Consider the following 21,308-nt stretch of genomic DNA (forward strand, 5'->3'; position numbering starts at 1 on the left):
ATCAGCCGAAGCGACTGCCTACAAAGGGATTGCTCCGCTTCTCTTCACCAAAGCTGGACATCGGGCCGTGCCCGGGGATAAAACGCACATCATCACCCAGCGGAAAGAGCTTGTTGCGAATGGAGTCGATCAGCGCCTGATGATTGCTTTTTGGGAAATCGGTGCGACCGATGGAACCGGCAAACAATACATCACCGACCTGAGCCAGCCTGGTTTCCGGATCATAAAACACCACATGGCCGGGAGTATGGCCCGGGCAATGAATCACTTGCAGGGTGGATTGACCAACCTGCACCTGATCGCCGTCATTCAGCCACTGATCCGGAATCACCGGTTTTGCTTCCGGGAAAGCAAACATTCGGCTTTGCTGACCCAGGCCATCCAGCCAGAACTGATCATCCTGATGTGGACCGATGATGGATAAACCGGTACGAGCTTTCATGTCAGCTGCACCACCGGCATGGTCAATGTGACCGTGAGTCAGCAGGATTTTGGTCAGTTTCAAACCACGCTGTGCAACAGCATCGAGTAGTCGATCAACCTCACCACCGGCATCAATGATGGCGGCTTCCAGTGTCAGATCACACCAGATCAGGGTGGCATTCTGGGCAAAAGGGGTGACGGGAAGGATCTCAAACTGCAACATCTGACTGCTCCGCATATTTTGGAATTGATTCGAAGCAGGATACCATGCCTGCTTTCAACAGATTAAGGCTGATTATCCATGCCCTGGTTTGAAGCGCTGCTTCCTGAACAACTTTCCCATCTTTCTGCACTGTTTCTGATTCTTGCTGCCGGTCTGACCTCGGCCATCACTGCCAGCATTGGTGTGGGTGGTGGTGTGCTGCTGCTGGCGGTGATGGCGCTGATGCTGCCGCCGGCGGCGATCATTCCGGTGCACGGCATGGTGCAACTGGGTTCGAATCTCAATCGTGCGCTGATGACCTTAAAAGACATCGACTGGAAGTTGCTGGCTGCTTTTACGCCCGGTGCCATCTTCGGTGCCTGGCTGGCCAGCCTGTTTCTGGTGCAGCTACCGATGAATCTACTGCTGCTGACCATTGCCGGTTTTATTCTGTTTCTGACCTGGGGGCCTAAAATTCCCCCGATTGGGCTGGGACGACTGGGCACCTTTGTGGCTGCAGTGGTGACCACCTTCATCAGTATGTTTGCCGGTGCCACCGGCCCTCTGGTGGCTGCTTTTGTCAAACAGCAGCACCAGGGCGATCGTTTTCGCACCGTGGCCAACTTTGCAGCTGCCATGAGTGTGCAGCATATCCCCAAGGCGGTGGTGTTTGGTGCTGCCGGTTTTGTATTTCGTGACTGGCTGGGTCTGATGCTGCTGATGATTGCCAGTGGCGCCATTGGCACCTTTCTGGGGTTGCGCCTGCTGGCCCGGCTCAGTAACCGCAACTTCGGGCGCATCATCAATGTCATCCTGACCCTGCTGGCGATTCGCCTGATCTGGGATGCGCTGACAATGACTAATTAGTATCTGGGTGGGCTTCTGAATGTCCGGGCTGTCTACAACAGGATGTTGTAGACAGAGCTTACAGGGATGTATTCACGCGTCCCGGACAACGGAAGCCCATCCAGATGCTCATCCAGAGCCTAATGAATGCCGGGAATGTCGTTAATCCGTGATGGTTCAATTGATCTGGCTCAGCGGTCTGGGGTCTTTTCGCCACAAGGCCAGGCTGATCAGCAGGGTGACACCAAATACCAGCAGTGATGCGCCGATCACACCGCCCCAACCCCAGTTTGACCAGAAGGGGTCCAGATAAAATCCGCCACTGCTGGCTCCCAGATAATAAAACACCAGATACAGACCATTGGCACTGGCGCGAGACGTCAGTGCCTGGCGGCTGACCCAGCTGGATGCATTGGAGTGGCAGAAGAAAAATCCGAAGCTGTTGATGAACAATCCTCCAATGATCGCCCACAGGCTGGGAATCAGCATCAATAGCGTACCGGTCATCAGCAGCAGGATGCCCAGTGCCATGCACAGGGGTTGTGCCAGCACCAGTGCCACACGACCGGAAATGGAAGCCCCCCAGGTGCCGGTCAGGTAGGTCAGAAACAACATGCCCAACAGACTGCTGCTGAGCAGCCAGGGTTCACCGGCCAGCAGGTAGGTGACATAACTGTACTGGTTTACAAAGATGAAAAAATTCAATCCACCAATCAGGTAAACCGGTAGCAGCAAGGGGTTGCGCAGGTGTTTGCCGAGGTCTTTTAACATCCGCACAGGATTGGGTGACTGAGGGCTGAAGTGGCGTGATTTTGGCAATGCCCACCAGAACACCACCAGACACACCAGCGACAGCAGAGCTGCGGATAAAAAGCTGGCGCGCCAGTCGTACACATCGGCAATCAGGCCGGAAAACAGGCGTCCACTGATACCACCCAGGGAGTTGGCACTGATGTAAATGCCCACAGCCAGTGCCATGGCACGCTTGCTGAATTCATCCCCCATATAGGCAATGGCGATGGCGGGCAGCCCTCCCAGCAGAAAACCCTGCAGTGCCCGCAGCAGCACCAGACTGGTGTAATCCGGCACATGAGCCAGTGCCAGCGTGGTGATCAATACACCACTCATGGTGATCAGCATGATGGCACGGCGGCCCACGGCGTCAGACAGCGGGCCGTAAACCAGTAGTGACAGGCCGAGGGTCAGGGTTGCCACGGCCAGAGAAGCATTGGCCTGCAGGGTGGATATACCAAATGCCTGCTGAAAGTCCGGCAGCAGAGGTTGGGTCACATAAAGGTTGCTGAAAATCATGAAGGAGCCACAACAGAGGGCTAGAGTAGCCCTCCAGAATGCCGGTGTTTTTTCTTCAATCATGGTGCTATCTTGGTGAATTCGACGTTGGCCCACTTTACGTAGCGCAGCTGAATAAGCAAAATATATCCTTTGAATTTTCAGAATAAGGTCGTGTTATGGATATTCGTCCCCTGCGTTATCTGGTTACTGTAGCCGATCTTGGCAGCTTCACTCTGGCTGCTGAGCGCCTGGGTGTGGCTCAGCCGGCTGTCAGCATGTCCATTCGTAATCTGGAAAAACAACTGGGTTTGTCGCTGCTGGATCGTGGTGAAAAACGTGTCAAGCCAACGGCCGAAGGGGCATTGTTGCTGGTGCATGCCCGCCGTATTCTGGATGAAGTGGAAGCTGCGGAACTGGCGTTGAACGAAGCGCGAGGGCTGACCAAAGGTGAGGTTCGCATCGGTATTCCCAGTATGCTGGGTTCCTATTATTTCCCCCCCATCCTGATGGCGTTTAAACACCGACACCAGAACCTGAATCTGGCGGTGTTTGAAGATGGCACTCGCAGCATTCAGAAAAAAATTCGTGAAGGCACCCTGGATGTCGGGGTGATCGTGGCTGATCGGGTGCCTGCTGATCTGGAAGCCGTGCCCTTCTTGAAAGAAGAAATGGTGGTCTGTGTGCCGGTGGACCACCGTTTTGCTGAAATGGATTGTGTTGATTTTGAAGACTTCTTTGAAGAGGAGTTGGTGCTGTTCAAGGAGGGTTATTTCCACCGTGAATTCATCGACCGGGTCTGTGAAAAGTCGGGCCTGACTCCTAAAGTGGCTTTTGAATCCAACCTGATTCCACTGACCAAATCCATTGTGCGTCAGGGGTTTGGTATTACCGTGTTCCTGAACATGGTGCTGAAGGATGAACCGGATCTGGTGGCGGTGCCCTTCAGGGAACGGGTGTTCCTGAACATGTCCATTGCCTGGAAAAAAGGGGCTTACCAATCCATTGCTGACCGGGCCTTTGTTGATTTCCTGCTGGAACATGCAGAAGTGGCAGCGGACAAATGATTGCCTGAAAACCCAGTCCTGACGGAAGGATTCAGCAGCCTTTTCAGGCCACGGCCACTCCTTTGATCAGGGCGTATACGCCCTGATTTTCTTTTAAAGCCATGCGTTCTGCCGAGCGTTTTGAAATCCGTGCCAGCAGGGTTTGCTGCCCCAGTTGCAGGCGCACCAGCACCTGGCTGGGATTCGGGTTCAGGCCCGCATCCGGCTGGATGTCCAGCACTTGTGTTTCCAGGCAGTTGAGCAGGCTGATGTCATCCGGTGGAGTCAGAGCCAGCACCACATCCCGGGCCAGAATGCGTACCCGTGTGGCCTGGCCCTTTTGCAGACCGCAGCGGCTGATCAGCATCGACTGGTGTTCCAGTTGCAATTCGCTTAACCCATCACCAACATCAGCATTCACCACCCTGGCCTGCAACACACTGGAAGCTGTTTCGCTCTGGCTGAAAGGCAGGTTCGGATCAGTCAACAGCTGTTGCAGATCACCCTGCGCCACCACCTGACCATGATCCAGCAGTACCAGATGATCGGCCAGGCGGGTGACTTCTTCGATGGCATGACTGACATAAACAATCGGTATGTCCAGCTCATCCCGCAGTCGTTCCAGAAAGGGCAGAATCTCTGCCTTGCTGGTGGCATCCAGTGAGGCCATGGGTTCATCCATCAGCAGCAGTTGCGGGCTGGTCAGCAGTGCCCGCCCGATGGCCACCCGCTGACGCTGGCCACCGGAAAGCTGATCCGGGTAGCGTTGCAGCAGTTCACTGATGCCCAGCAGCTCAATCACCTGATCCGGTTGCAGTTGCTGCTGCGTGGCCGGAATGCGTTGATAACCGTACAGCAGGTTGTTGATCACCCGCAGGTGTGGAAACAGACTGGCTTCCTGAAACACATAACCCAGCGGGCGTTGGTGCACTGGCCGAAAGCCTTTGCTGTTCTGCCACACCTCACCCTGAAACACCATGCGGCCACCCGGTTGGTATTCCAGCCCGGCCATGCAGCGCAGCAGGGTGGTCTTGCCGGAACCGGAACGACCGAACAGGGCGGTGACACCACTGCTGGGCAGGCGCAGGGCGACATCCAGTGAAAAGTTACCGCGCTGCAGCTGGAAATCAGCCTGGATCATAAACTCACCACCTTGAATCGTCGGTTCAGGGCAAACACCAGCATCAGCAACACAAAAGACGACACCACCAGTATCAGTGACAGGCTGTGGGCTGCGGCATAATCCATGGCTTCCACATGATCATAAATGGCAATCGAAGCCACCTGGGTGCGTCCGGGAATATTGCCACCGATCATCAGGATCATGCCGAACTCGCCCAAGGTATGGGCAAAGGACAGCACACTGGCGGTCAGAAAACCCCGTTGTGACAGTGGTAGCACCACGGTGAAAAAACGATCCAGTGGTGAGGCCCTTAACGTGGCTGCCACTTCCAGTACCCGGCCACCGGCGGTGGCAAAGGCGTTTTGCAGTGGCTGTACCACAAAAGGCAGCGAAAACAGCATGGAGCCAATCACCAACCCGGAAAAACTGAAGGCCAGATGACCAATGCCGATGGACTCCAGAAAACCGCCCACAGCACCGCGCGGTCCGAGCAATACCAGCAGGTAAAACCCCATCACTGTGGGCGGCAGCACCAGTGGCATCGCCACCAGTGCTTCCACCAACACTTTGGAACGGCTGCGAGTATGCGCCAACCACCAGGCCAGCGGTGCACAGAGCAGTAACAGCAAGAATGTACTGACCAGCGCCAGCTTCAGGGTGATCCATAGGGCGGTTAAATCGGCATCAGAAATCACATCTATCTCCCAGCAGCATCAAGGTGCAGGCAGTGCAGGGATGTCTGGCGGCAAGCGTAGCAGGGACTGCGCAGCGCCGGAGTCTTGTCCAGGGAAGGACAAGCCGACGGATAGCCAGATACCCTGCTCATGCCTCGGCACCCGCTCAAAACCCATAACCGGCGGCTTTAATGACGGCGCGGGCTTCTTCACTTTTCAGCCAGTCAAGAAAGGCCTGGGCGGCTTGTTGTTGGGGTGAGGCGGTCAGCACCACGGCCTGTTGTTCCAGTGATGAATAACTGCTGACCGGTGGCAACCAGGCATTACCACGCAGGCTGCCGTCCGGCTGGATGATCTGGGACAAGGCGAGAAAACCGGCCTGGGCAGTGCCACTGGTAACAAACTGCATGGCCTGGGTGAGGTTTTCCGCCTGGGCAATACGGCCTGCACGCAGTTGCTGATATATGCCCAGCTGCTCCATCACTTCTACACCTGCCGAACCATAGGGGGCGGTGCGGGGATTGACCAATGCCAGATGGCGTAATTCGGGGCTGCTGAGGAATACTCCGTTTTGCAACGGCAGATCAGGGTTGTCACTCCATAACACCAGCACGCCACGTGCGTAGGTGAAACGTGATGCGGCCACTGCCAGCCCTTCATTCACCAGCAGGGTCGGGCGTTCGATGTCTGCCGACAGGAACACATCAAAGGGCGCACCATTCACGATCTGGGCGTAATGCCGTCCGGTCGAACCGGAGCTGATCAAGAGTTTCTGACCGGAATGAGCCTCATAAAGGGGCGCTAACTGGTTGAGGGTGCCCAGAAAGTTGGCAGCCACGGCCACGCGCAGTTCGCTGGCCAGAGCGGGGGCGGTGAATAGCAAGCATGTCAGTAGTAGTGCTGTTCTGGCGTGAAATGACTGAGTCAGGAAAGGCATGGGACAGCTCCTCAAAAGGGGTGGATAGCTTCATCAGAGCAAGTAGAGTGCCAGAAAGAAAACCGCACCCTTGCGGGTGCGGTTATTGAACGAAGTGATCCCTCACTCGCTCGGGTACTCCACCAGGACATCCTCATCGCGCAGGATCATCTGACAGGCCAGGCGCCAGGGTGAGGGTGGAATGTCATCCACCAGCATCTGGTCAATCTGGGACTGACTGATCTTGCCCATTTCTTTCAGTACAGCTGTTTCACGCGGGTTCAGTGGTCCACCCATCGGGCGGGTCTGATCCAGGGTGGTGACTTTCACCAGGCAAGTGCCGCATTCACCATTTTCACATCCAAAATCAATCGGAATGTGGTTTTCCCTGGCCAGCTGCAGAATGGTCTGCTTGTGGCTTCCGGCAACGGCATAACTGGACTTGTCCTGGTGCAGTGCACTTTTGAAAGTGACTTTGGCCATAAGGTTACTCCTCGGTTTTTTATGGAGTTGGCAGGCAAAGGGGACTCACCTGCCGCTGCCGAAAGGGCAATAAGTGTACCGGAATGCTTTTGTTGCAGTGGTGGCAGGGGGCAGGCGGTTGGAAGGCTGAAAAACGGATTCAAAAAGCATAAAAAATGTCGGGCTTGCAACGGGGTGTTTGTTGCAAACCCGACAGAAAATCAATTCACAGAAGCAGCTGCAAACAATCAGGCAGCGGCCGTTGCCTGCTGACTGGTTTTCCAGCAGGTGGCATGACGCAGGTGGCTGGCCAGTGGGTCATCCCAGCGCTGCTGATGCTCGTCTTGCCAGCTGCACAGCAGGGTGTGGATGTCCAGCGGATCCAGTTCCATTCCCAGCTCCAGTTGGTGCTGGTGATGTTCCAGGGTGGACAGCAACTGCTGATGCTGGGCACGGTGGTGGCCATAATCCTTGTAATCGGTGGCCAGCATGAAGCGTTCTTCCTGATCGCAGTGTTCACGCACCGTACGAATCAGGTTGCCAAGCAGGCAGGGCAGCGCCTGGTGTGAAACCAGCGGCAGCGCCCCCAGCAGCGCGGTGAAACGGTGGTGCGCCTTGTCCATGGCGGGCAGGTCGTAGTGTTGCAAACGCAGCGTCGGGGTGATGTCACGCATGGTGGTTTTCCTCGGGTGGACGTGTTCAGGCACAGCACTCGCGACTGACTTCCAAGATCTGTGCCAGACACTCCTGATGCGTCAGATTCAGTAACTCAAAACCCTGGCGCTCAAGGAACTTGATCTCCTTGCCGGTTGGGTTGTTAATGCAGGCCCATCCTGCCGGATTTCCGGCACCGTATACCATGTCACTGATCAACATTCTGGGTGTGTCCCGATCCAGCTTTAAGCCCAGCAGCAGGTACTGACAACCTTCCCGGTAGGTTTTTAATGCTGGTGGCATACCAAACCCGCCCATCAGTTCTGTCAGGTAGTCGACATAATCGGCATCGGAAGCAATATAAAGGGACTCTGGCAATGGAGTACCAACCGGCTTGAACAGCAGCGGCAGGCTGAAGTCTGCCGTGGTGTCATCCACCGCTTGATAACTGCTGCCGTCATGCTGGAACAGGCGGTAACGCGCTGTGCCGCCACCAATTCGTGCCACACCCACAATCAACAGGTGAGGTTTGTTGCTCCAGGCCTGTTGCAGCTGAGTGTCGCGGTTCATGTCAATCAGGTAACCCCAGTCCAGTTCAGCCAGTTGCCGGTGAAAGTCAGATTCCTTCCAGGCTGTGTCGCGGTAGGTGGTATCCAGAAAGCGGGTGACGGCCTTGCGGCCTTTTTTTAACTCGATGTTCATTGCCGCACGCGGGAACTCATACATCAGTTTGGGTGCCATCGGGCGACCATTGTTCATGGCCAGAATCAGGCTGTCACTGTCAGCCGGGATGGTTTTGCCGTTGCTGTCGGTCACACCATCCAGCACCTGATGGCCCAGTACAGGAACACAGCGTCCGGACTGAATGGCAGCCACAAGGCTGGCGGGAAGGGTTGAAGTCATGGCAGTTTCCTTTTCCAGGTTATTGCAGGGATTGGCCTTGCAGGCTTTGTGTGGATGGGCAGCAATTCCTGTGCCATGCCATTTCCGACAATCAAGACAGGTGTGTGGGGTTGGCTTGTCGCACTGCTGACAAGTCAGATTTATTTGTCGGCTCCAAAACGACCTTATAAATGCAGTGGTTATTTTTGTTTCTAATAAAAACAATGAGTTAAAAATATTTTTGCAGTTTGGCACAGGGTTTGCGCTTACCGGTACAGCGGCGAGCATCCGGTTCGCCATGTGTGTACCAAACCTGAGGAGAATGACAATGGCATTACGTCAAGCTGCTATCTACGGTAAAGGCGGTATCGGCAAATCCACCACAACCCAGAACCTGGTTGCTGCGCTGGCAGAAATGGGCAAGAAAGTCATGATCGTGGGCTGTGACCCCAAGGCTGACTCCACGCGTCTGATCCTGCACTCCAAAGCCCAGACCACTGTAATGCACCTGGCCGCTGAAGCCGGTTCCGTTGAAGATCTAGAACTGGAAGATGTAATGGCTGTGGGTTACGGCAATGTGAAGTGTGTTGAGTCTGGCGGCCCTGAGCCGGGTGTTGGTTGTGCCGGTCGTGGTGTAATCACTGCCATCAACTTTCTAGAAGAAGAAGGCGCCTACGATGAAGACCTGGACTTCGTATTCTACGACGTACTGGGTGACGTGGTCTGTGGCGGTTTCGCCATGCCAATCCGTGAAAACAAAGCGCAGGAAATCTACATCGTTTGCTCCGGCGAAATGATGGCGATGTTTGCTGCCAACAACATTGCCAAGGGCATCGTGAAGTACGCCACCTCTGGTAGCGTGCGTCTGGCCGGTCTGATCTGCAACAGCCGTAACACGGATCGCGAAGACGAACTGATCGAAGCACTGGCTGCACGTCTGGGCACCCAGATGATCCACTTCGTACCGCGTGACAACGTGGTTCAGCACGCTGAAATCCGTCGTATGACCGTGATCGAATACGATCCCAAAGCCAAACAGGCTGACGAATACCGCGCGCTGGCTCGCAAGATCGTTGAGAACAAAATGTTCATCGTTCCGACTCCCCTGGAAATGGACGACCTGGAAGAGCTGCTGATGGAATTCGGCATCCTGGAAGAAGAAGACGAAAGCATTGTTGGCAAAAAAGCTGGCGAAGTGGCCTGATTTTTCCCTTGAAACTTCTCATGAGCGTGTATGCGGATGGGCAGCACGCTGGAGGAATGAAGCATGTCTAATCTGACAAAAGACGAAGCCCAGGCTTTGATTCAGGAAGTGCTTGAGGTTTACCCGGAGAAGGCGAAGAAAGATCGCGCCAAGCACCTGGCGGTCAACGATACCTCGGTTGAAAACCAGAAGTGTGTAACCTCCAACCGTAAATCCCTGCCGGGTGTGATGACCATTCGTGGTTGTGCTTATGCCGGTTCCAAAGGTGTGGTGTGGGGTCCGATCAAGGACATGATCCACATCTCCCACGGTCCGGTGGGTTGTGGTCAGTACTCCCGTGCTGGTCGCCGTAACTACTACGTTGGCACCACCGGTGTGAACAGCTTCGGCACCATGAACTTCACCTCGGATTTCCAGGAGAAGGACATCGTGTTCGGTGGTGACAAAAAACTGTCCAGGCTGATCACTGAAATTGAACAACTCTTCCCGCTGAATCGCGGCATCAGTGTTCAGTCCGAGTGCCCGATTGGTCTGATCGGTGACGACATCGAAGCCGTCTCCAAAGCCAGCAGCAAAGAAATCGGCAAGCCCGTTATTCCGGTGCGTTGTGAAGGTTTCCGCGGTGTATCCCAGTCACTGGGTCACCACATTGCCAACGATGCCATCCGTGATCACGTGTTTGATCGTGAAGGCGGCGGCAATGGTGTAGAGCCCGGCAAATACGACGTTGCCATCCTGGGTGACTACAACATCGGTGGTGATGCCTGGTCTTCCCGCATCCTGCTGGAAGAAATGGGTCTGCGCGTGGTGGCTCAGTGGTCCGGTGACGGCACCCTGGCTGAAATGGAGCAAACGCCCAAGGTCAAGCTGAACCTGCTGCACTGCTACCGTTCCATGAACTACATCTCTCGCCACATGGAAGAGAAGTACGGTATTCCATGGGTTGAGTACAACTTCTTTGGTCCGACCAAGGTTGCTGAAAGTCTGCGCAAAATTGCTTCCTACTTTGATGACAGCATCAAGGCCAAGGCCGAGGAAGTGATTGCCAAGTACCAGCCGCTGATGCAAGCCGTCATCGACAAGTACAAGCCGCGCCTGCAAGGCAAAAAAGTCATGCTGTATGTGGGCGGTCTGCGTCCTCGTCACGTGATTGGTGCCTACGAAGACCTGGGCATGGAAGTGGTCGGTACGGGTTACGAGTTCGCCCACAAGGACGACTACGAGCGTACCAACCATGACGTGAAGGATGCCACGCTGATTTATGACGATGTCACCGGCTTCGAATTCGAGGAGTTTGTGAAGCGTGTCAAGCCTGACCTGATCGGCTCCGGCGTCAAGGAAAAGTACATCTTCCAGAAAATGGGTGTGCCTTTCCGTCAGATGCACTCCTGGGATTATTCAGGCCCCTACCATGGCTACGATGGTTTTGCCATCTTTGCCAAGGACATGGACATGACCCTGAACAACCCTTGCTGGAAACAGATGACACCGCCCTGGAAAGCTTCTGCTGAAGCCGACCAGAAAGCCGTTGCCTAACATCCTTAATCACTCGCGCCCGTGTCCGCAGATTGGCGGCCGGGCCAGGAGATGGTCATGCAAAACGTAGACGATATCAAACAAAGTTATCCGCTGTTCCGTCAGGATGAATACACGGATGTGCTGGCACGCAAAAAAGCCGACTATGAAGCCGGTCATGCCGATGCCAAGGTTCAGGAAACTTTCCTGTGGACCACCACTGAAGAGTACAAAAACCTGAACTTTGAGCGCGAAGCGCTGACTGTTAACCCCGCCAAGGCTTGCCAGCCACTGGGTGCCGTACTCTGTGCACTGGGTTTTGAAAAGACCCTGCCTTATGTGCACGGCTCACAGGGTTGTGTGGCTTACTTCCGCACCTACTTCAACCGTCATTTCAAAGAGCCGGTGGCCTGTGTATCCGACTCCATGACTGAAGATGCGGCAGTATTCGGTGGTCAGAAAAACATGATCGATGGTCTGGAGAACGCCAAGGCGCTCTACAAACCAGAGATGATTGCAGTATCCACCACCTGCATGGCCGAGGTTATCGGTGATGACCTTAACGCCTTCATCGGCAACGCCAAAAAAGCCGGTGCAGTGGCTGAAGACTACCCAACACCCTTTGCACACACCCCGTCATTCGTGGGTTCCCACGTGACTGGCTGGGACAACATGTTCGAAGGCATTGGTCGTTACTTCACGCTGAACAGCATGGAAGGCAAGGTGGTAGGCAGCAACGGCAAGATCAACCTGGTGCCGGGCTTTGAAACCTACCTGGGTAACTACCGTGTGGTGCGCCGCATGATGGAAGAAATGGGCGTGGCTTACAGCCTGCTGTCCGACCCTTCCGAAGTGCTGGATACCCCGGCAGATGGTGAATACCGCATGTACGAAGGCGGCACCACCCTGGATGAAATCAAGGATGCGCCCAACGCCATCAACACCATCCTGCTGCAACCGCTGCATCTGGAGAAATCCAAAAAGCTGGCTGAACTCACCTGGAAACATGAGGTGCCGAAACTGGACATCCCCATGGGTCTGGAATACACCGATGCCTTCCTGATGGAAGTCTCCCGTCTGACCGGTAAAGCCATTCCGGACAGCCTGGCCAAGGAGCGTGGACGTCTGGTTGACATGATGACCGACTCTCACACCTGGCTGCATGGCAAGAAATTTGCCCTGTACGGTGATCCGGACTTCACTCTGGGTCTGACCAAGTTCCTGCTGGAGCTGGGTGCTGAACCGACCCACGTGCTGAGCCAGAGTGGCGGCAAGCGTTGGGAGAAGAAAATGAAAAAGATGCTGGCCGAGTGCGCTCCGGTCAACAACGAAACCCAGATCTTCTCCCGTCATGACCTGTGGCACTTCCGTTCGCTGATGTTCACCGAGAAGCCCGATTTCATGATCGGTAACTCCTACGGCAAATTCATCCAGCGTGACACCCTGCACAAGGGCAAGGAGTTCGAGGTACCGCTGATCCGCATCGGCTTCCCGATCTTCGACCGTCACCACCTGCATCGCTCCACGACCCTGGGCTATGAAGGTGCCATGCAGATGCTGACCACCCTGGTCAACGCTGTACTGGAGCGTCTGGATGATGAAACCCGCGTAATGGCCCAGACCGACTACAACTACGATCTGGTTCGTTAATCGGAAGGCTTTGGAAACGCTCGTGATGCAGTAATCAGTCTGTCGACTTGCGTAGCCATGGATGGCGCAGCACCGGAATCCTGTCCGGGACAGGACAGGCTGACGGAAAAGACAGCTGGTTACTGCAATCTGACTTTTGAGCCAATCCACATTCAATGAACGCCTGAACAAGCAACAGGAGCGCCTCATGGCCAATATCATCATCAGCCAGGCACTGGACGGAGGGCTGACCTTCTACATGCCAAAAAAGGATCTGGAAGAAAAGGTGGTTTCGCTGGAATTTAATGAATCCGGCAAGTGGGGTGGTGAACTGAAACTGTCCAGTGGCCAGTCTTATTACATTGATCCCATGGAACAACCGTCACTGCCCAAAACCCTGCGTGCCCGCAGGATGGATTGATGGCCTGAAGGCTGCTTTATCTTTTTGATGAGGATTCGATCATGGCAATGAAAATTGATCCCGATGTCTGCACTGCCTGTGGTGACTGCGAACCGGAATGCCCCACCGTTTCCATCTCGATGAAAAAAGGTGTGGTGGTCATCAATCCATCCAGTTGTGACGAGTGTGTGGATGAAGGTGCACCCCGCTGTGTTGCAGTTTGCCCGGTAGATTGCATCTCTCAGGCAGCTTGAGCACAACACCCCTGGCCAGGGACGGCCAGCATCCAGCAGTGATTGTGTGTATCCGCCAGGCCGTTGATGTGAAGCAGTAACCACCCCAGCCACCTGCCGAATGCATCCAGCCATACAGGAGATAGACCCCATGACCAGTATCAGCAAAGGTGCCGCCAGACGCCTGGCCAATGCAGCCCGGGTTCTGTCTGAAGACGACCCGGCTATTTTTGTGGTGGCCGTAGGTTCTTACGTTGGCCTGCCCATCACCGAAGAAAAACTCCAGTCCCTGAGTGTTGAAGACATCAACCGTGTGCTCAGTGGTGATGATGGCGAACTGCCGGAAAACTACAACAAGGACAACGTTAAACAAGCCTTGCGCCACCTATGGGGTGAGCAGGACACCTTGCAACCACTGCCCACCATCCAGACGGCTCCTGCAGGCATGAATCCTGATGCAGCCCTGCAGGTGGCCGTGGCTTCCAATAATGGTGAACAGTTGGACGGTCATTTTGGTTCTTGCCTGCGTTTTCTGATCTACAAGGTCAGCAAAGAAGGCATCTATCTGGCTGATGTGCGTGATGCTGCTGCAACTAGCGAAGCACCGGATCGTAATGAGGCTCGTGCGGCATTGTTGCAGGGTTGTCAGTTGTTGTATGTGCAATCCATCGGTGGTCCTGCGGCTGCCAAGGTGGTGAAAACCGGTGTGCACCCAGTGAAGTTCCCGAAAGCTGAACCGGCACGGATAGCGCTGGAAAAATTACAGCAAAGCCTGGATGCACCGCCCCCCTGGCTGGCACGCGTGCTGGGCACTGAAAGCTCAGTCAGTAAGCGTTTCAGCGGGGAGGAAGTGGAATGATCACTGAACAAGCCGTGAATCAACTGGCAGCTTATATCGGTCAGTTGCCACCTGCTGAATGGGATGATCGCCTGAATACTGCCTTTGAAGAGGGCAAGGTCACCCTCTGCTCGGAAAACGACATTCCCGGCCTGGCCAAACCCGTGCATCAGGGCGCAGGTTTTGATTTGTATCTGGTTGATGCCTCCAATGCCTGTGCCAGTCTCACCAATGATTTCAGCCGTGCCTGCGGTGTGGTGGTTGCACTGCATGACGATGACGACGACTAATCAGGAGAGCATCTGCATGACCCAGCCAAGCCGGCCCGATACCCTTGACCTTGTTCCGAAGGTTGATGCAACCAAAACTGCTGAAAGCCTGCCTGACCGGCCAGATGCAGAGCTGCTGACCCAGGCATTACCAGGTATTCAGCCACGCCCGCATCACAGCCGACTGCTGGAATGGTTAAAAGCCACCTGGCCAGAGCTGACCTTTCACCACCGTTTGACCCGTTCTGGCTGGTATCGGCCCGGTGGTGTCTGCACCAGTCAGGGTCAGATACTGGCTACTGATCTGGAAGCCTGGTTGAATCAGGCGCTTGGCAAGGTGGAAGACTTCGAACAGCTGCTGGCTGATCTGGAAATCATGCAGCCCCTGGTGACCCGCTTCAACGGCTCTACCCATTTCTTTACCGCCAGCTACGGCAAGGCACCGGAAGCTTGCTGGCAACTGGAAGTGGAAGAGCTGCAGGAGGTGATGGATCGCAAACTGCTGAACGGCGATGCCGAATTACCGGAAGATCTGGCCGACCTGCTGGAACCCATGCACCCGGCACGGCTGGACGGTCACCCGGTGGGGGCGCCCAAATACCGTCTGGGTTGCTTAACCAACCTGCATCTGGCTTTGGAAGAAGCTGTGAATGCACCGTTGTTGCAACGTTTTTTCCGTGAGTGGCAAGAAGCAACGGGTGATGCAGTCGACTTCCACCAGTTCTGGTTTTTCCAGCGCCATGAATCCCTGACCCGTTATGGTGTGGCACAGCTGCGTTTGCAGCCTCATGCCATCAAGGCCAGGCACCTGAAAACCCTGCCGTGGGATTTAACGGTTGAACCCATGGCATTGGCGACCCAGTTGCGCAGTTACGACAAAGCGGCCGGTTATAACGGTGCCTGGTATTTTGGTCTGGTGGCGGGCAATCTGGTGCCGCGAGAGCTGGCAGCACGCCTGCAGGATGATTGGCTGGCTGAATACCGCTACATTGCCGAGCGTCAGGCTGCACTGATCAGAGACTGGTTGCACCAACCTTATACTTTGTAAATCAGTGTGTTATAAAAGCTTCACACGGCCGACCTTTTACTGTCATTTCCAGACTATAGATTTCGCCTGTTCTGTTCAATTTTCCAGACAGGTGAAATCTCATGAAACAGCAAACGCAATCCCTGCAACAAGTTGATCACGGCGAAGGTGACGAGCCGCTCAGCAACCTTTCTTCCAATGAAAGCTTCCGCAATGTACTGGACCGTCGGCTGGATCGCCGCAGTGTGCTGAAAGGCAGCCTGAATGCTGCATTGCTGGGCTTTTTTGGCACCAGCCTGCTGCCGGGTGCAGTACAGGCCGCTGGCTCCAGTCGTGGCATTCAGTCCGGTCCACAACTGATCGGTTTTGAGGCTGTCAAGGTTTATGACGGTGATGGTGTATTGCTGCCAGCCGGTTATCGCCATCAGGTACTGCTGCCCTGGGGTCAGCCAATCACCGGCCGTATGCCTGCCTTTGATCCACTGCGCAACAGCGGTGCTGATCAGGCTCAGCAAATGGGCAGTCACCACGATGGCATGCACTTCTTCCCGATTGAAGGCCACAGCCCTTATGAAGGCAGTTCTGAAGATGGCCTGCTGGTGATGAACCACGAATACGTGGAACCGCGTTTCATGCACGCCTCAGCAGTGGGACAGAGCCTTAGCCGCAGCGCCGTTCCGCTGAAAGATGGCAAGCGTGCTGCTGATGAAGTGCTGAAAGAAATCAATGGTCATGGTGTAGCGATTGCCCGCATCCGTAAACAGGCCAATGGTGACTGGCAGCTGGTGCAAGACCCGCGCAACCGTCGCATCACCGGTCTGACCGAAATGCAACTGAGTGGCCCGGTGCGTGGTTCGGATCTGGTCAAAACCCGTTTCAGTCAGGACGGCACGCGTACCCGTGGCACACTGAACAACTGCGCTCACGGTGTCACCCCCTGGAATACCTACCTGACCAGTGAAGAAAACTGGGCCGGTTATTTCATCAACACCGGTGAACAGCCGCGTGAACACCAGCGTTATGGTGTGGCCAGCCGTAATACCAGTCGTTATGCCTGGGAACGCGCCGACAGCAATGCGGATGAATACCAGCGTTTTGATGCCTCCAGCAAGGCGGCCAGCGCCACCGGTGACTACCGCAACGAACCCAACACCTTTGGCTGGGTGGTGGAGATTGATCCCTTCAACCCGCAATCCACACCGGTGAAGCGCACCGCGCTGGGCCGTTTTGCCCATGAAGGGGTGATCTTCCACACTGCAGTCGAAGGCCAGCCGATTGTCTGCTACTCCGGTGATGATGCCCGCTTTGAGTACATCTACAAGTACGTCAGCGCCCAGCCTTACCACAAGGCCACTGCAGGTGGTCATCTGCTGGATAACGGCACCCTGTATGTTGCCCGTTTTAACGATGATGGCTCCGGTGAATGGCTGCCGCTGGTGTTTGGCATGGGGCCACTGACTCCCGCCAATGGCTTTAACAGTCAGGCCGATGTGCTGGTGAACACCCGTCTGGCTGCAGATACTGTGGGTGCCACCAAGATGGACCGTCCTGAGTGGGGCGCGGTGAATCCTTCCACCGGTGAAGTGTATTTCACCCTCACCAACAATTCTCGCCGCACCGAAGCCCAGATCGACAAGGCCAACCCACGTGCTGCCAACGACTGGGGTCAGATCATCCGCTGGCGCGAAGCGGGTGATCAGGTGGCTGCCACCCGTTTTGAATGGGATCTGTTCATGCTGGCCGGTCCGCAGGATGACTCAGATTATGCCGGTGCAGCACTGAATGACGGTCAGATCTTCAACAGCCCGGATGGTCTGTGGTTTGATCGTCAGAGTCGCCTGTGGATTCAGACCGACATGAGCGAAAGTGTGGTTAATACCGGCAAATGGGCACAGTTCGGCAACAACCAGATGCTGGCTTGTGATCCGGTCAATCAGGTGTTGAAGCGTTTTCTGGTCGGCCCGATCGGGCAGGAAATCACCGGTGTGTGCAGCACGCCGGACCAGAAAACCCTGTTTGTGAATGTGCAGCACCCGGGTGCCACCACCACCCCGGAAGACTTTGCTGCTGGCAAGCTGACCGGTCAGTGGCCGCATGATGGCAGTCGCTACCCGCGCTCTGCCACGCTGGTGATCAGTCGTGAGGATGGTCGTATCGTCGGCAGTTGATTTTACTGGCGGTAAAAACCACTGCCCCGTCTGGCATTTGCTGGGCGGGGTTTCTTTTTATTGATTTTTATATGGTTGTTTGATCTATTTGCTGCATGTAGTTTAGTGTTTGATTCTGCCTTTCCTTGATGCTTTGGATATTTGCACCTGTGTCTTGCGTCTATACTGGAAAAAAACATCAGTACAGAGGTGCAGCATGAAACACTTTGCGGTCATTGGCGGCGGCATCACCGGTATCACCACAGCTTACGCGCTGCTGAAGCGGGGGCATCAGGTCACCGTGTATGAAGGCCATCGTTATGCAGCCATGGAAACCTCCTACGCCAACGGCGGCCAGTTATCTGCCTCCAATGCCGAGGTGTGGAACTCCCTGCCGACCGTGATCAAGGGGCTGAAATGGATGTTCAAAAAGGATGCGCCGCTGCTGGTGAACCCGCTGCCGAACTGGCACAAACTCAGCTGGTTCACCGAGTTTCTGGCTGCCATTCCGCAGCATGCTGACAACACCACAGCCACTGCCCGCATGGCCATTGCTGCCCGCGAACACCTGTTCAACTGGGCTGATGAAGAAGGCATCCAGTTTGATTTAAAACAGCGCGGCATCCTGCACATCTACCGCGACAAACAAGGCTTTGAAACCGCTGGCAAGATCTCCAGACTGCTGGCGGCCGGTGGCCTGGAGCGCCGCGCTGTGACCCCGGAAGAAATGCAGGCCATTGAACCGGCCTTGCAAGGGCAATACTACGGTGGTTATTACACCGAAAGTGATGCCACCGGTGACATTCATCTTTATACCTTGGGGCTGGCTGCCGCCTGTGAAAAACGTGGTGGTGTTATCCGTTACCAACAACAGGTTGAACACCTGCTGGCCGATGCGGAGCAGGTACGCATCATCAGCCGTGATGCCAGCGGCCAGTCAGAAGAACTCACCTACGACAGTGTGGTGATCTGTGCCGGAACGGCCAGCCGTGCACTGGCTGCCCAGGTGGGTGATCGCCTCAACATCTATCCGGTCAAGGGTTACTCCATCACCGTGGCACTCAAGGATGAAACCAGTCGCAGCAGCGCACCCCACGTCAGTCTGCTGGATGAAGCCAGCAAACTGGTATCCAGTCGACTCGGTGACAACCGCCTGCGCGTGGCCGGAACTGCTGAATTCAACGGCTACAACCGCGACATCCGTGCGGACCGCATCCGCCCACTGGTGGACTGGGTACAGACCTGCTTTCCACAGATCAGCACTGAAGACATCACCCCCTGGGCCGGACTGCGGCCGATGATGCCCGACATGATGCCTCGCGTGGCTCGGGGCAAATGCCCCAGTGTTTACTACAACACCGGTCATGGCCACCTCGGCTGGACCCTTGGCGCTGCCACCGCAGAAATGCTGGCGGATCTGGTGGGGGAGTAAGCTCTCCCGCCTGTGCCTGCATCAACCTAAGCTTTGCCTGGGTATGCAATTTACAGTGGTTCCAGAATGATGCCATTAGGCACACGCTCTGCTAGACTTGTCTTATGAAGCAAATTAACTGGAATGCTGAAAAAAACCAGCAGTTGATGAGTGAACGCGGCATCTCCTTTGAAGATGTCCTGTTTGCTCTTCAGTCTGGCGGTTTACTTGATGATGGACCTCACCCCAACTGTGACAAGTATCCGAATCAACGCTTGCTTGTGGTTCAGATTGACGATTACGCCTGGTTGGTGCCGTACGTCGAGAATGCGAGTGAAATCTTTCTCAAAACGGCCATCCCGAGTCGCAAGGCTACTAAGACATTTATAGGGGGGTAGCACATGGCCAAGACCCAATTGGATATTGAAGAGCAAGAGCTGCTGGATGCCTACGAATCCGGGGTATTCGAGTCAGACCTGGATGCTGACCGTCGGGAGTACCTGACGAAGGCAGCGGAAGAAACGTTCAAGAAAGACAAGCGGATCAATATTCGCATCTCCAGTCGAGACCTGGAGGCACTGCAACGTCGGGCACTGGAAGAGGGGCTTCCTTATCAGTCTCTGGTTTCCAGTGTACTGCATAAGTATGTCTCCGGTGGTTTCAAGGATATTTCTGCTGATAAAGCAGGCCAGCGGAGCCGCTGAGTTCTGAAGTGATCTCACCGGGGATCGGCCTTTCTCAAAAGTTGATTTTTCCCGGTGGCGGGAGTAATGTTCGCGAACCTGTCTGAAGGCAGGTTTTCACACCTTGTGAGGCTTGTATGTTGGAGATTGCAGTAATCCGATAACCCGAATCCCTGACTCGTACTTTTGATACGAGGATTCTGGTTATCAATGTGCACAGATATCTGACGAGCATTTGTTGATGCTTGTCTTTTGCTCATTTGATTACTGCACCAGGATTTTCCAGCATGAATATTTCCAGGCCGGAACAACGGACGCTTCACGTCCTCGCCAAAGGTGGCCGCATCGTTCATTTTCGCGATGGCTCAGGCCGCGTCAAATCTGTTGAATGTTATACCCGCGAAGGTCATCTGTTATCAGATTGCACCTTGCCTGTGTTTTCCAGGCTCAGAACCAAAGGTCTGATCAAGTCCCGCAATGGACAACCCTATCAGATCAGCACGCAGGGTTTAAAAGCCGTTCGACCTCAACTGGATAACCGTTAACCAACTCATTGCCGGCTCTGTGCTTTTTTGCGCGGGGCTGGCTGAATGCATTTTTTTTCAAGGGGATTCAGCGATGGATATTCCACGCATTTTTAATATCACTGAAAGTGAACACCGCATTCACAATCCTTTCACACCGGAAAAGTTCACCACACTGGGCACTGTGTTGCGTTTAAAACCCGGCACACGCCTGCTGGATCTGGGCAGTGGTTCAGGCGAGATGTTGTGCACCTGGGCGCGTGATCACGGCATCACCGGAGTCGGGGTCGACATGAGTCAGTTGTTCAGCCAGCAAGCCAGACAACGTGCTGAAGCCCTGGGGGTGGCTGACCGTGTTGCCTTCATTCATGGTGATGCTGCCGGTTATGTGGCAGATGAAAAGTGCGCAGTGGCCGCTTGTGTGGGTGCTACATGGATCGGTGGTGGTGTTGCCGGTACCATCAGGCTTCTGAGCAAAAGCCTCAGTGATCAGGGCATCATCCTGATTGGTGAACCCTACTGGCGGCAGTTACCGCCCACCGATGAGGTTGCCAGACAGTGTTATGTCAGTTCGATCTCGGATCTTTGCACGCTGCCTGATCTGGTCAGCTCCTTTGCTGAGCTGGGTTACGATCTGGTGGAAATAGTGCTGGCCGATCAGGAGGGCTGGGATCGCTACGAGGCGGCCAAGTGGCTCACCATGCGCCGATGGCTTGAAACCAACCCTGATGATGAACTGGTCGGGGAGGTTCGCGCCTTGCTGAACGAAGCACCCAGGCGTCATGTTGAATACACACGTGAATATCTGGGATGGGGCGTGTTTGCACTGATGGCGCGGTAAGCGTTTTATGCGGCGGAACCGGGATGGTTCCGCCCTTGGCGTTACAGCACACGACGTTGACCGTTACTG

24 protein-coding genes are annotated in these 21,308 nt (G+C 55.0%); 16 read left to right on the forward strand and 8 right to left on the reverse strand.

Features of this window, described 5'->3' with window-relative positions; translation table 11 throughout:
- Position 1 precedes the first annotated feature (1 nt).
- Positions 2-646, reverse strand: coding sequence for an MBL fold metallo-hydrolase (locus BT114_RS11110; protein ID WP_072326691.1), 645 nt, complete (start codon positions 644-646; stop codon positions 2-4).
- A 78-nt stretch (positions 647-724) separates the two neighbouring features.
- Between BT114_RS11110 and BT114_RS11115 the strand changes: the two genes are divergently transcribed.
- Positions 725-1,492 (forward strand): sulfite exporter TauE/SafE family protein, encoded by a 768-nt coding sequence (locus tag BT114_RS11115; RefSeq protein ID WP_072326539.1) that lies wholly within the window; start codon positions 725-727, stop codon positions 1,490-1,492.
- Positions 1,493-1,648: 156 nt separating this feature from the next.
- Here BT114_RS11115 and BT114_RS11120 read toward each other — a convergent pair whose 3' ends face one another.
- The gene (locus tag BT114_RS11120) at positions 1,649-2,845 is read right to left on the reverse strand and encodes an MFS transporter (RefSeq protein ID WP_072326540.1); all 1,197 of its coding nucleotides are present in this window, start codon (positions 2,843-2,845) and stop codon (positions 1,649-1,651) included.
- A 95-nt stretch (positions 2,846-2,940) separates the two neighbouring features.
- On the opposite strand from BT114_RS11120, the gene BT114_RS11125 reads away from it, so the two are divergent.
- Positions 2,941-3,828 carry a LysR family transcriptional regulator gene (locus BT114_RS11125; RefSeq protein ID WP_072326541.1) on the forward strand — a complete coding sequence of 296 codons (888 nt, stop codon included), beginning with the start codon at positions 2,941-2,943 and terminating at the stop codon, positions 3,826-3,828.
- Positions 3,829-3,871: 43 nt separating this feature from the next.
- On the opposite strand, the gene modC is transcribed toward BT114_RS11125, so the two are convergent.
- The 6 genes from modC to BT114_RS11155 form a co-directional block, all read right to left on the reverse strand.
- Complete coding sequence (gene modC / locus BT114_RS11130) at positions 3,872-4,948, reverse strand: molybdenum ABC transporter ATP-binding protein (protein ID WP_072326542.1); 1,077 nt, start codon at positions 4,946-4,948, stop codon at positions 3,872-3,874.
- Positions 4,945-5,625: a molybdate ABC transporter permease subunit gene (modB, locus tag BT114_RS11135; protein ID WP_072326543.1), complete on the reverse strand. Its 681-nt coding sequence runs from the start codon at positions 5,623-5,625 to the stop codon at positions 4,945-4,947. The genes modC and modB overlap by 4 nt, the downstream gene beginning before the upstream one ends.
- A 145-nt stretch (positions 5,626-5,770) precedes the next feature.
- Positions 5,771-6,541, reverse strand: a complete 771-nt coding sequence (gene modA, locus BT114_RS11140) for a molybdate ABC transporter substrate-binding protein (protein ID WP_084662178.1) — start codon at positions 6,539-6,541, stop codon at positions 5,771-5,773.
- A 102-nt stretch (positions 6,542-6,643) separates the two neighbouring features.
- Entirely contained in the window at positions 6,644-7,003 is a 360-nt protein-coding gene (locus tag BT114_RS11145; RefSeq protein ID WP_072326544.1) for a 2Fe-2S iron-sulfur cluster-binding protein, read from the reverse strand.
- A gap of 227 nt (positions 7,004-7,230) precedes the next feature.
- Complete coding sequence (locus BT114_RS11150) at positions 7,231-7,656, reverse strand: bacteriohemerythrin (protein WP_072326545.1); 426 nt, start codon at positions 7,654-7,656, stop codon at positions 7,231-7,233.
- Between the two features lie 25 nt (positions 7,657-7,681).
- On the reverse strand, positions 7,682-8,539 hold the full coding sequence (locus BT114_RS11155) for an SIR2 family protein (RefSeq protein WP_072326546.1): 858 nt from the start codon (positions 8,537-8,539) through the stop codon (positions 7,682-7,684).
- A 307-nt stretch (positions 8,540-8,846) separates the two neighbouring features.
- Between BT114_RS11155 and nifH the strand changes: the two genes are divergently transcribed.
- The 14 genes from nifH (at position 8,847) to BT114_RS11225 (ending at position 21,239) form a co-directional block, all read left to right on the forward strand.
- Complete coding sequence (nifH, locus tag BT114_RS11160) at positions 8,847-9,722, forward strand: nitrogenase iron protein (protein ID WP_072326547.1); 876 nt, start codon at positions 8,847-8,849, stop codon at positions 9,720-9,722.
- A gap of 63 nt (positions 9,723-9,785) precedes the next feature.
- A complete protein-coding gene (gene nifD / locus BT114_RS11165; RefSeq protein WP_072326548.1) occupies positions 9,786-11,258 on the forward strand; it encodes a nitrogenase molybdenum-iron protein alpha chain in 1,473 nt (490 codons plus the stop codon).
- Positions 11,259-11,315: 57 nt separating this feature from the next.
- Positions 11,316-12,887 carry a nitrogenase molybdenum-iron protein subunit beta gene (nifK, locus tag BT114_RS11170; RefSeq protein ID WP_084662180.1) on the forward strand — a complete coding sequence of 524 codons (1,572 nt, stop codon included), beginning with the start codon at positions 11,316-11,318 and terminating at the stop codon, positions 12,885-12,887.
- 187 nt (positions 12,888-13,074) lie between these two features.
- A complete protein-coding gene (nifT, locus tag BT114_RS11175; RefSeq protein ID WP_072326550.1) occupies positions 13,075-13,287 on the forward strand; it encodes a putative nitrogen fixation protein NifT in 213 nt (70 codons plus the stop codon).
- A gap of 41 nt (positions 13,288-13,328) precedes the next feature.
- Positions 13,329-13,520 (forward strand): 4Fe-4S dicluster domain-containing protein, encoded by a 192-nt coding sequence (locus tag BT114_RS11180; RefSeq protein ID WP_072326551.1) that lies wholly within the window; start codon positions 13,329-13,331, stop codon positions 13,518-13,520.
- Between the two features lie 130 nt (positions 13,521-13,650).
- Positions 13,651-14,358, forward strand: a complete 708-nt coding sequence (locus BT114_RS11185; protein WP_072326552.1) for a NifB/NifX family molybdenum-iron cluster-binding protein — start codon at positions 13,651-13,653, stop codon at positions 14,356-14,358.
- Positions 14,355-14,627 carry a hypothetical protein gene (locus BT114_RS11190; RefSeq protein WP_072326553.1) on the forward strand — a complete coding sequence of 91 codons (273 nt, stop codon included), beginning with the start codon at positions 14,355-14,357 and terminating at the stop codon, positions 14,625-14,627. Before BT114_RS11185 ends, BT114_RS11190 begins: the two co-directional genes overlap by 4 nt.
- Positions 14,628-14,643: 16 nt before the next feature.
- Positions 14,644-15,654, forward strand: a complete 1,011-nt coding sequence (locus tag BT114_RS11195) for a hypothetical protein (RefSeq protein WP_072326554.1) — start codon at positions 14,644-14,646, stop codon at positions 15,652-15,654.
- Between the two features lie 101 nt (positions 15,655-15,755).
- On the forward strand, positions 15,756-17,801 hold the full coding sequence (locus BT114_RS11200) for a PhoX family protein (RefSeq protein WP_072326555.1): 2,046 nt from the start codon (positions 15,756-15,758) through the stop codon (positions 17,799-17,801).
- 196 nt (positions 17,802-17,997) lie between these two features.
- On the forward strand, positions 17,998-19,212 hold the full coding sequence (locus tag BT114_RS11205) for a D-amino acid dehydrogenase (RefSeq protein ID WP_072326556.1): 1,215 nt from the start codon (positions 17,998-18,000) through the stop codon (positions 19,210-19,212).
- Between the two features lie 104 nt (positions 19,213-19,316).
- Positions 19,317-19,589: a DUF4258 domain-containing protein gene (locus BT114_RS11210; RefSeq protein ID WP_072326557.1), complete on the forward strand. Its 273-nt coding sequence runs from the start codon at positions 19,317-19,319 to the stop codon at positions 19,587-19,589.
- A 3-nt stretch (positions 19,590-19,592) separates the two neighbouring features.
- Positions 19,593-19,895 carry a CopG family antitoxin gene (locus BT114_RS11215; RefSeq protein WP_072326558.1) on the forward strand — a complete coding sequence of 101 codons (303 nt, stop codon included), beginning with the start codon at positions 19,593-19,595 and terminating at the stop codon, positions 19,893-19,895.
- Positions 19,896-20,161: 266 nt separating this feature from the next.
- Positions 20,162-20,419 (forward strand): YjhX family toxin, encoded by a 258-nt coding sequence (locus tag BT114_RS11220; protein WP_072326559.1) that lies wholly within the window; start codon positions 20,162-20,164, stop codon positions 20,417-20,419.
- Positions 20,420-20,492: 73 nt separating this feature from the next.
- On the forward strand, positions 20,493-21,239 hold the full coding sequence (locus BT114_RS11225) for an SAM-dependent methyltransferase (RefSeq protein WP_072326560.1): 747 nt from the start codon (positions 20,493-20,495) through the stop codon (positions 21,237-21,239).
- Positions 21,240-21,308: the final 69 nt, after the last annotated feature.

The sequence above is a fragment of the Marinospirillum alkaliphilum DSM 21637 genome (assembly GCF_900119735.1).
Classification (GTDB): domain Bacteria; phylum Pseudomonadota; class Gammaproteobacteria; order Pseudomonadales; family Halomonadaceae; genus Marinospirillum; species Marinospirillum alkaliphilum.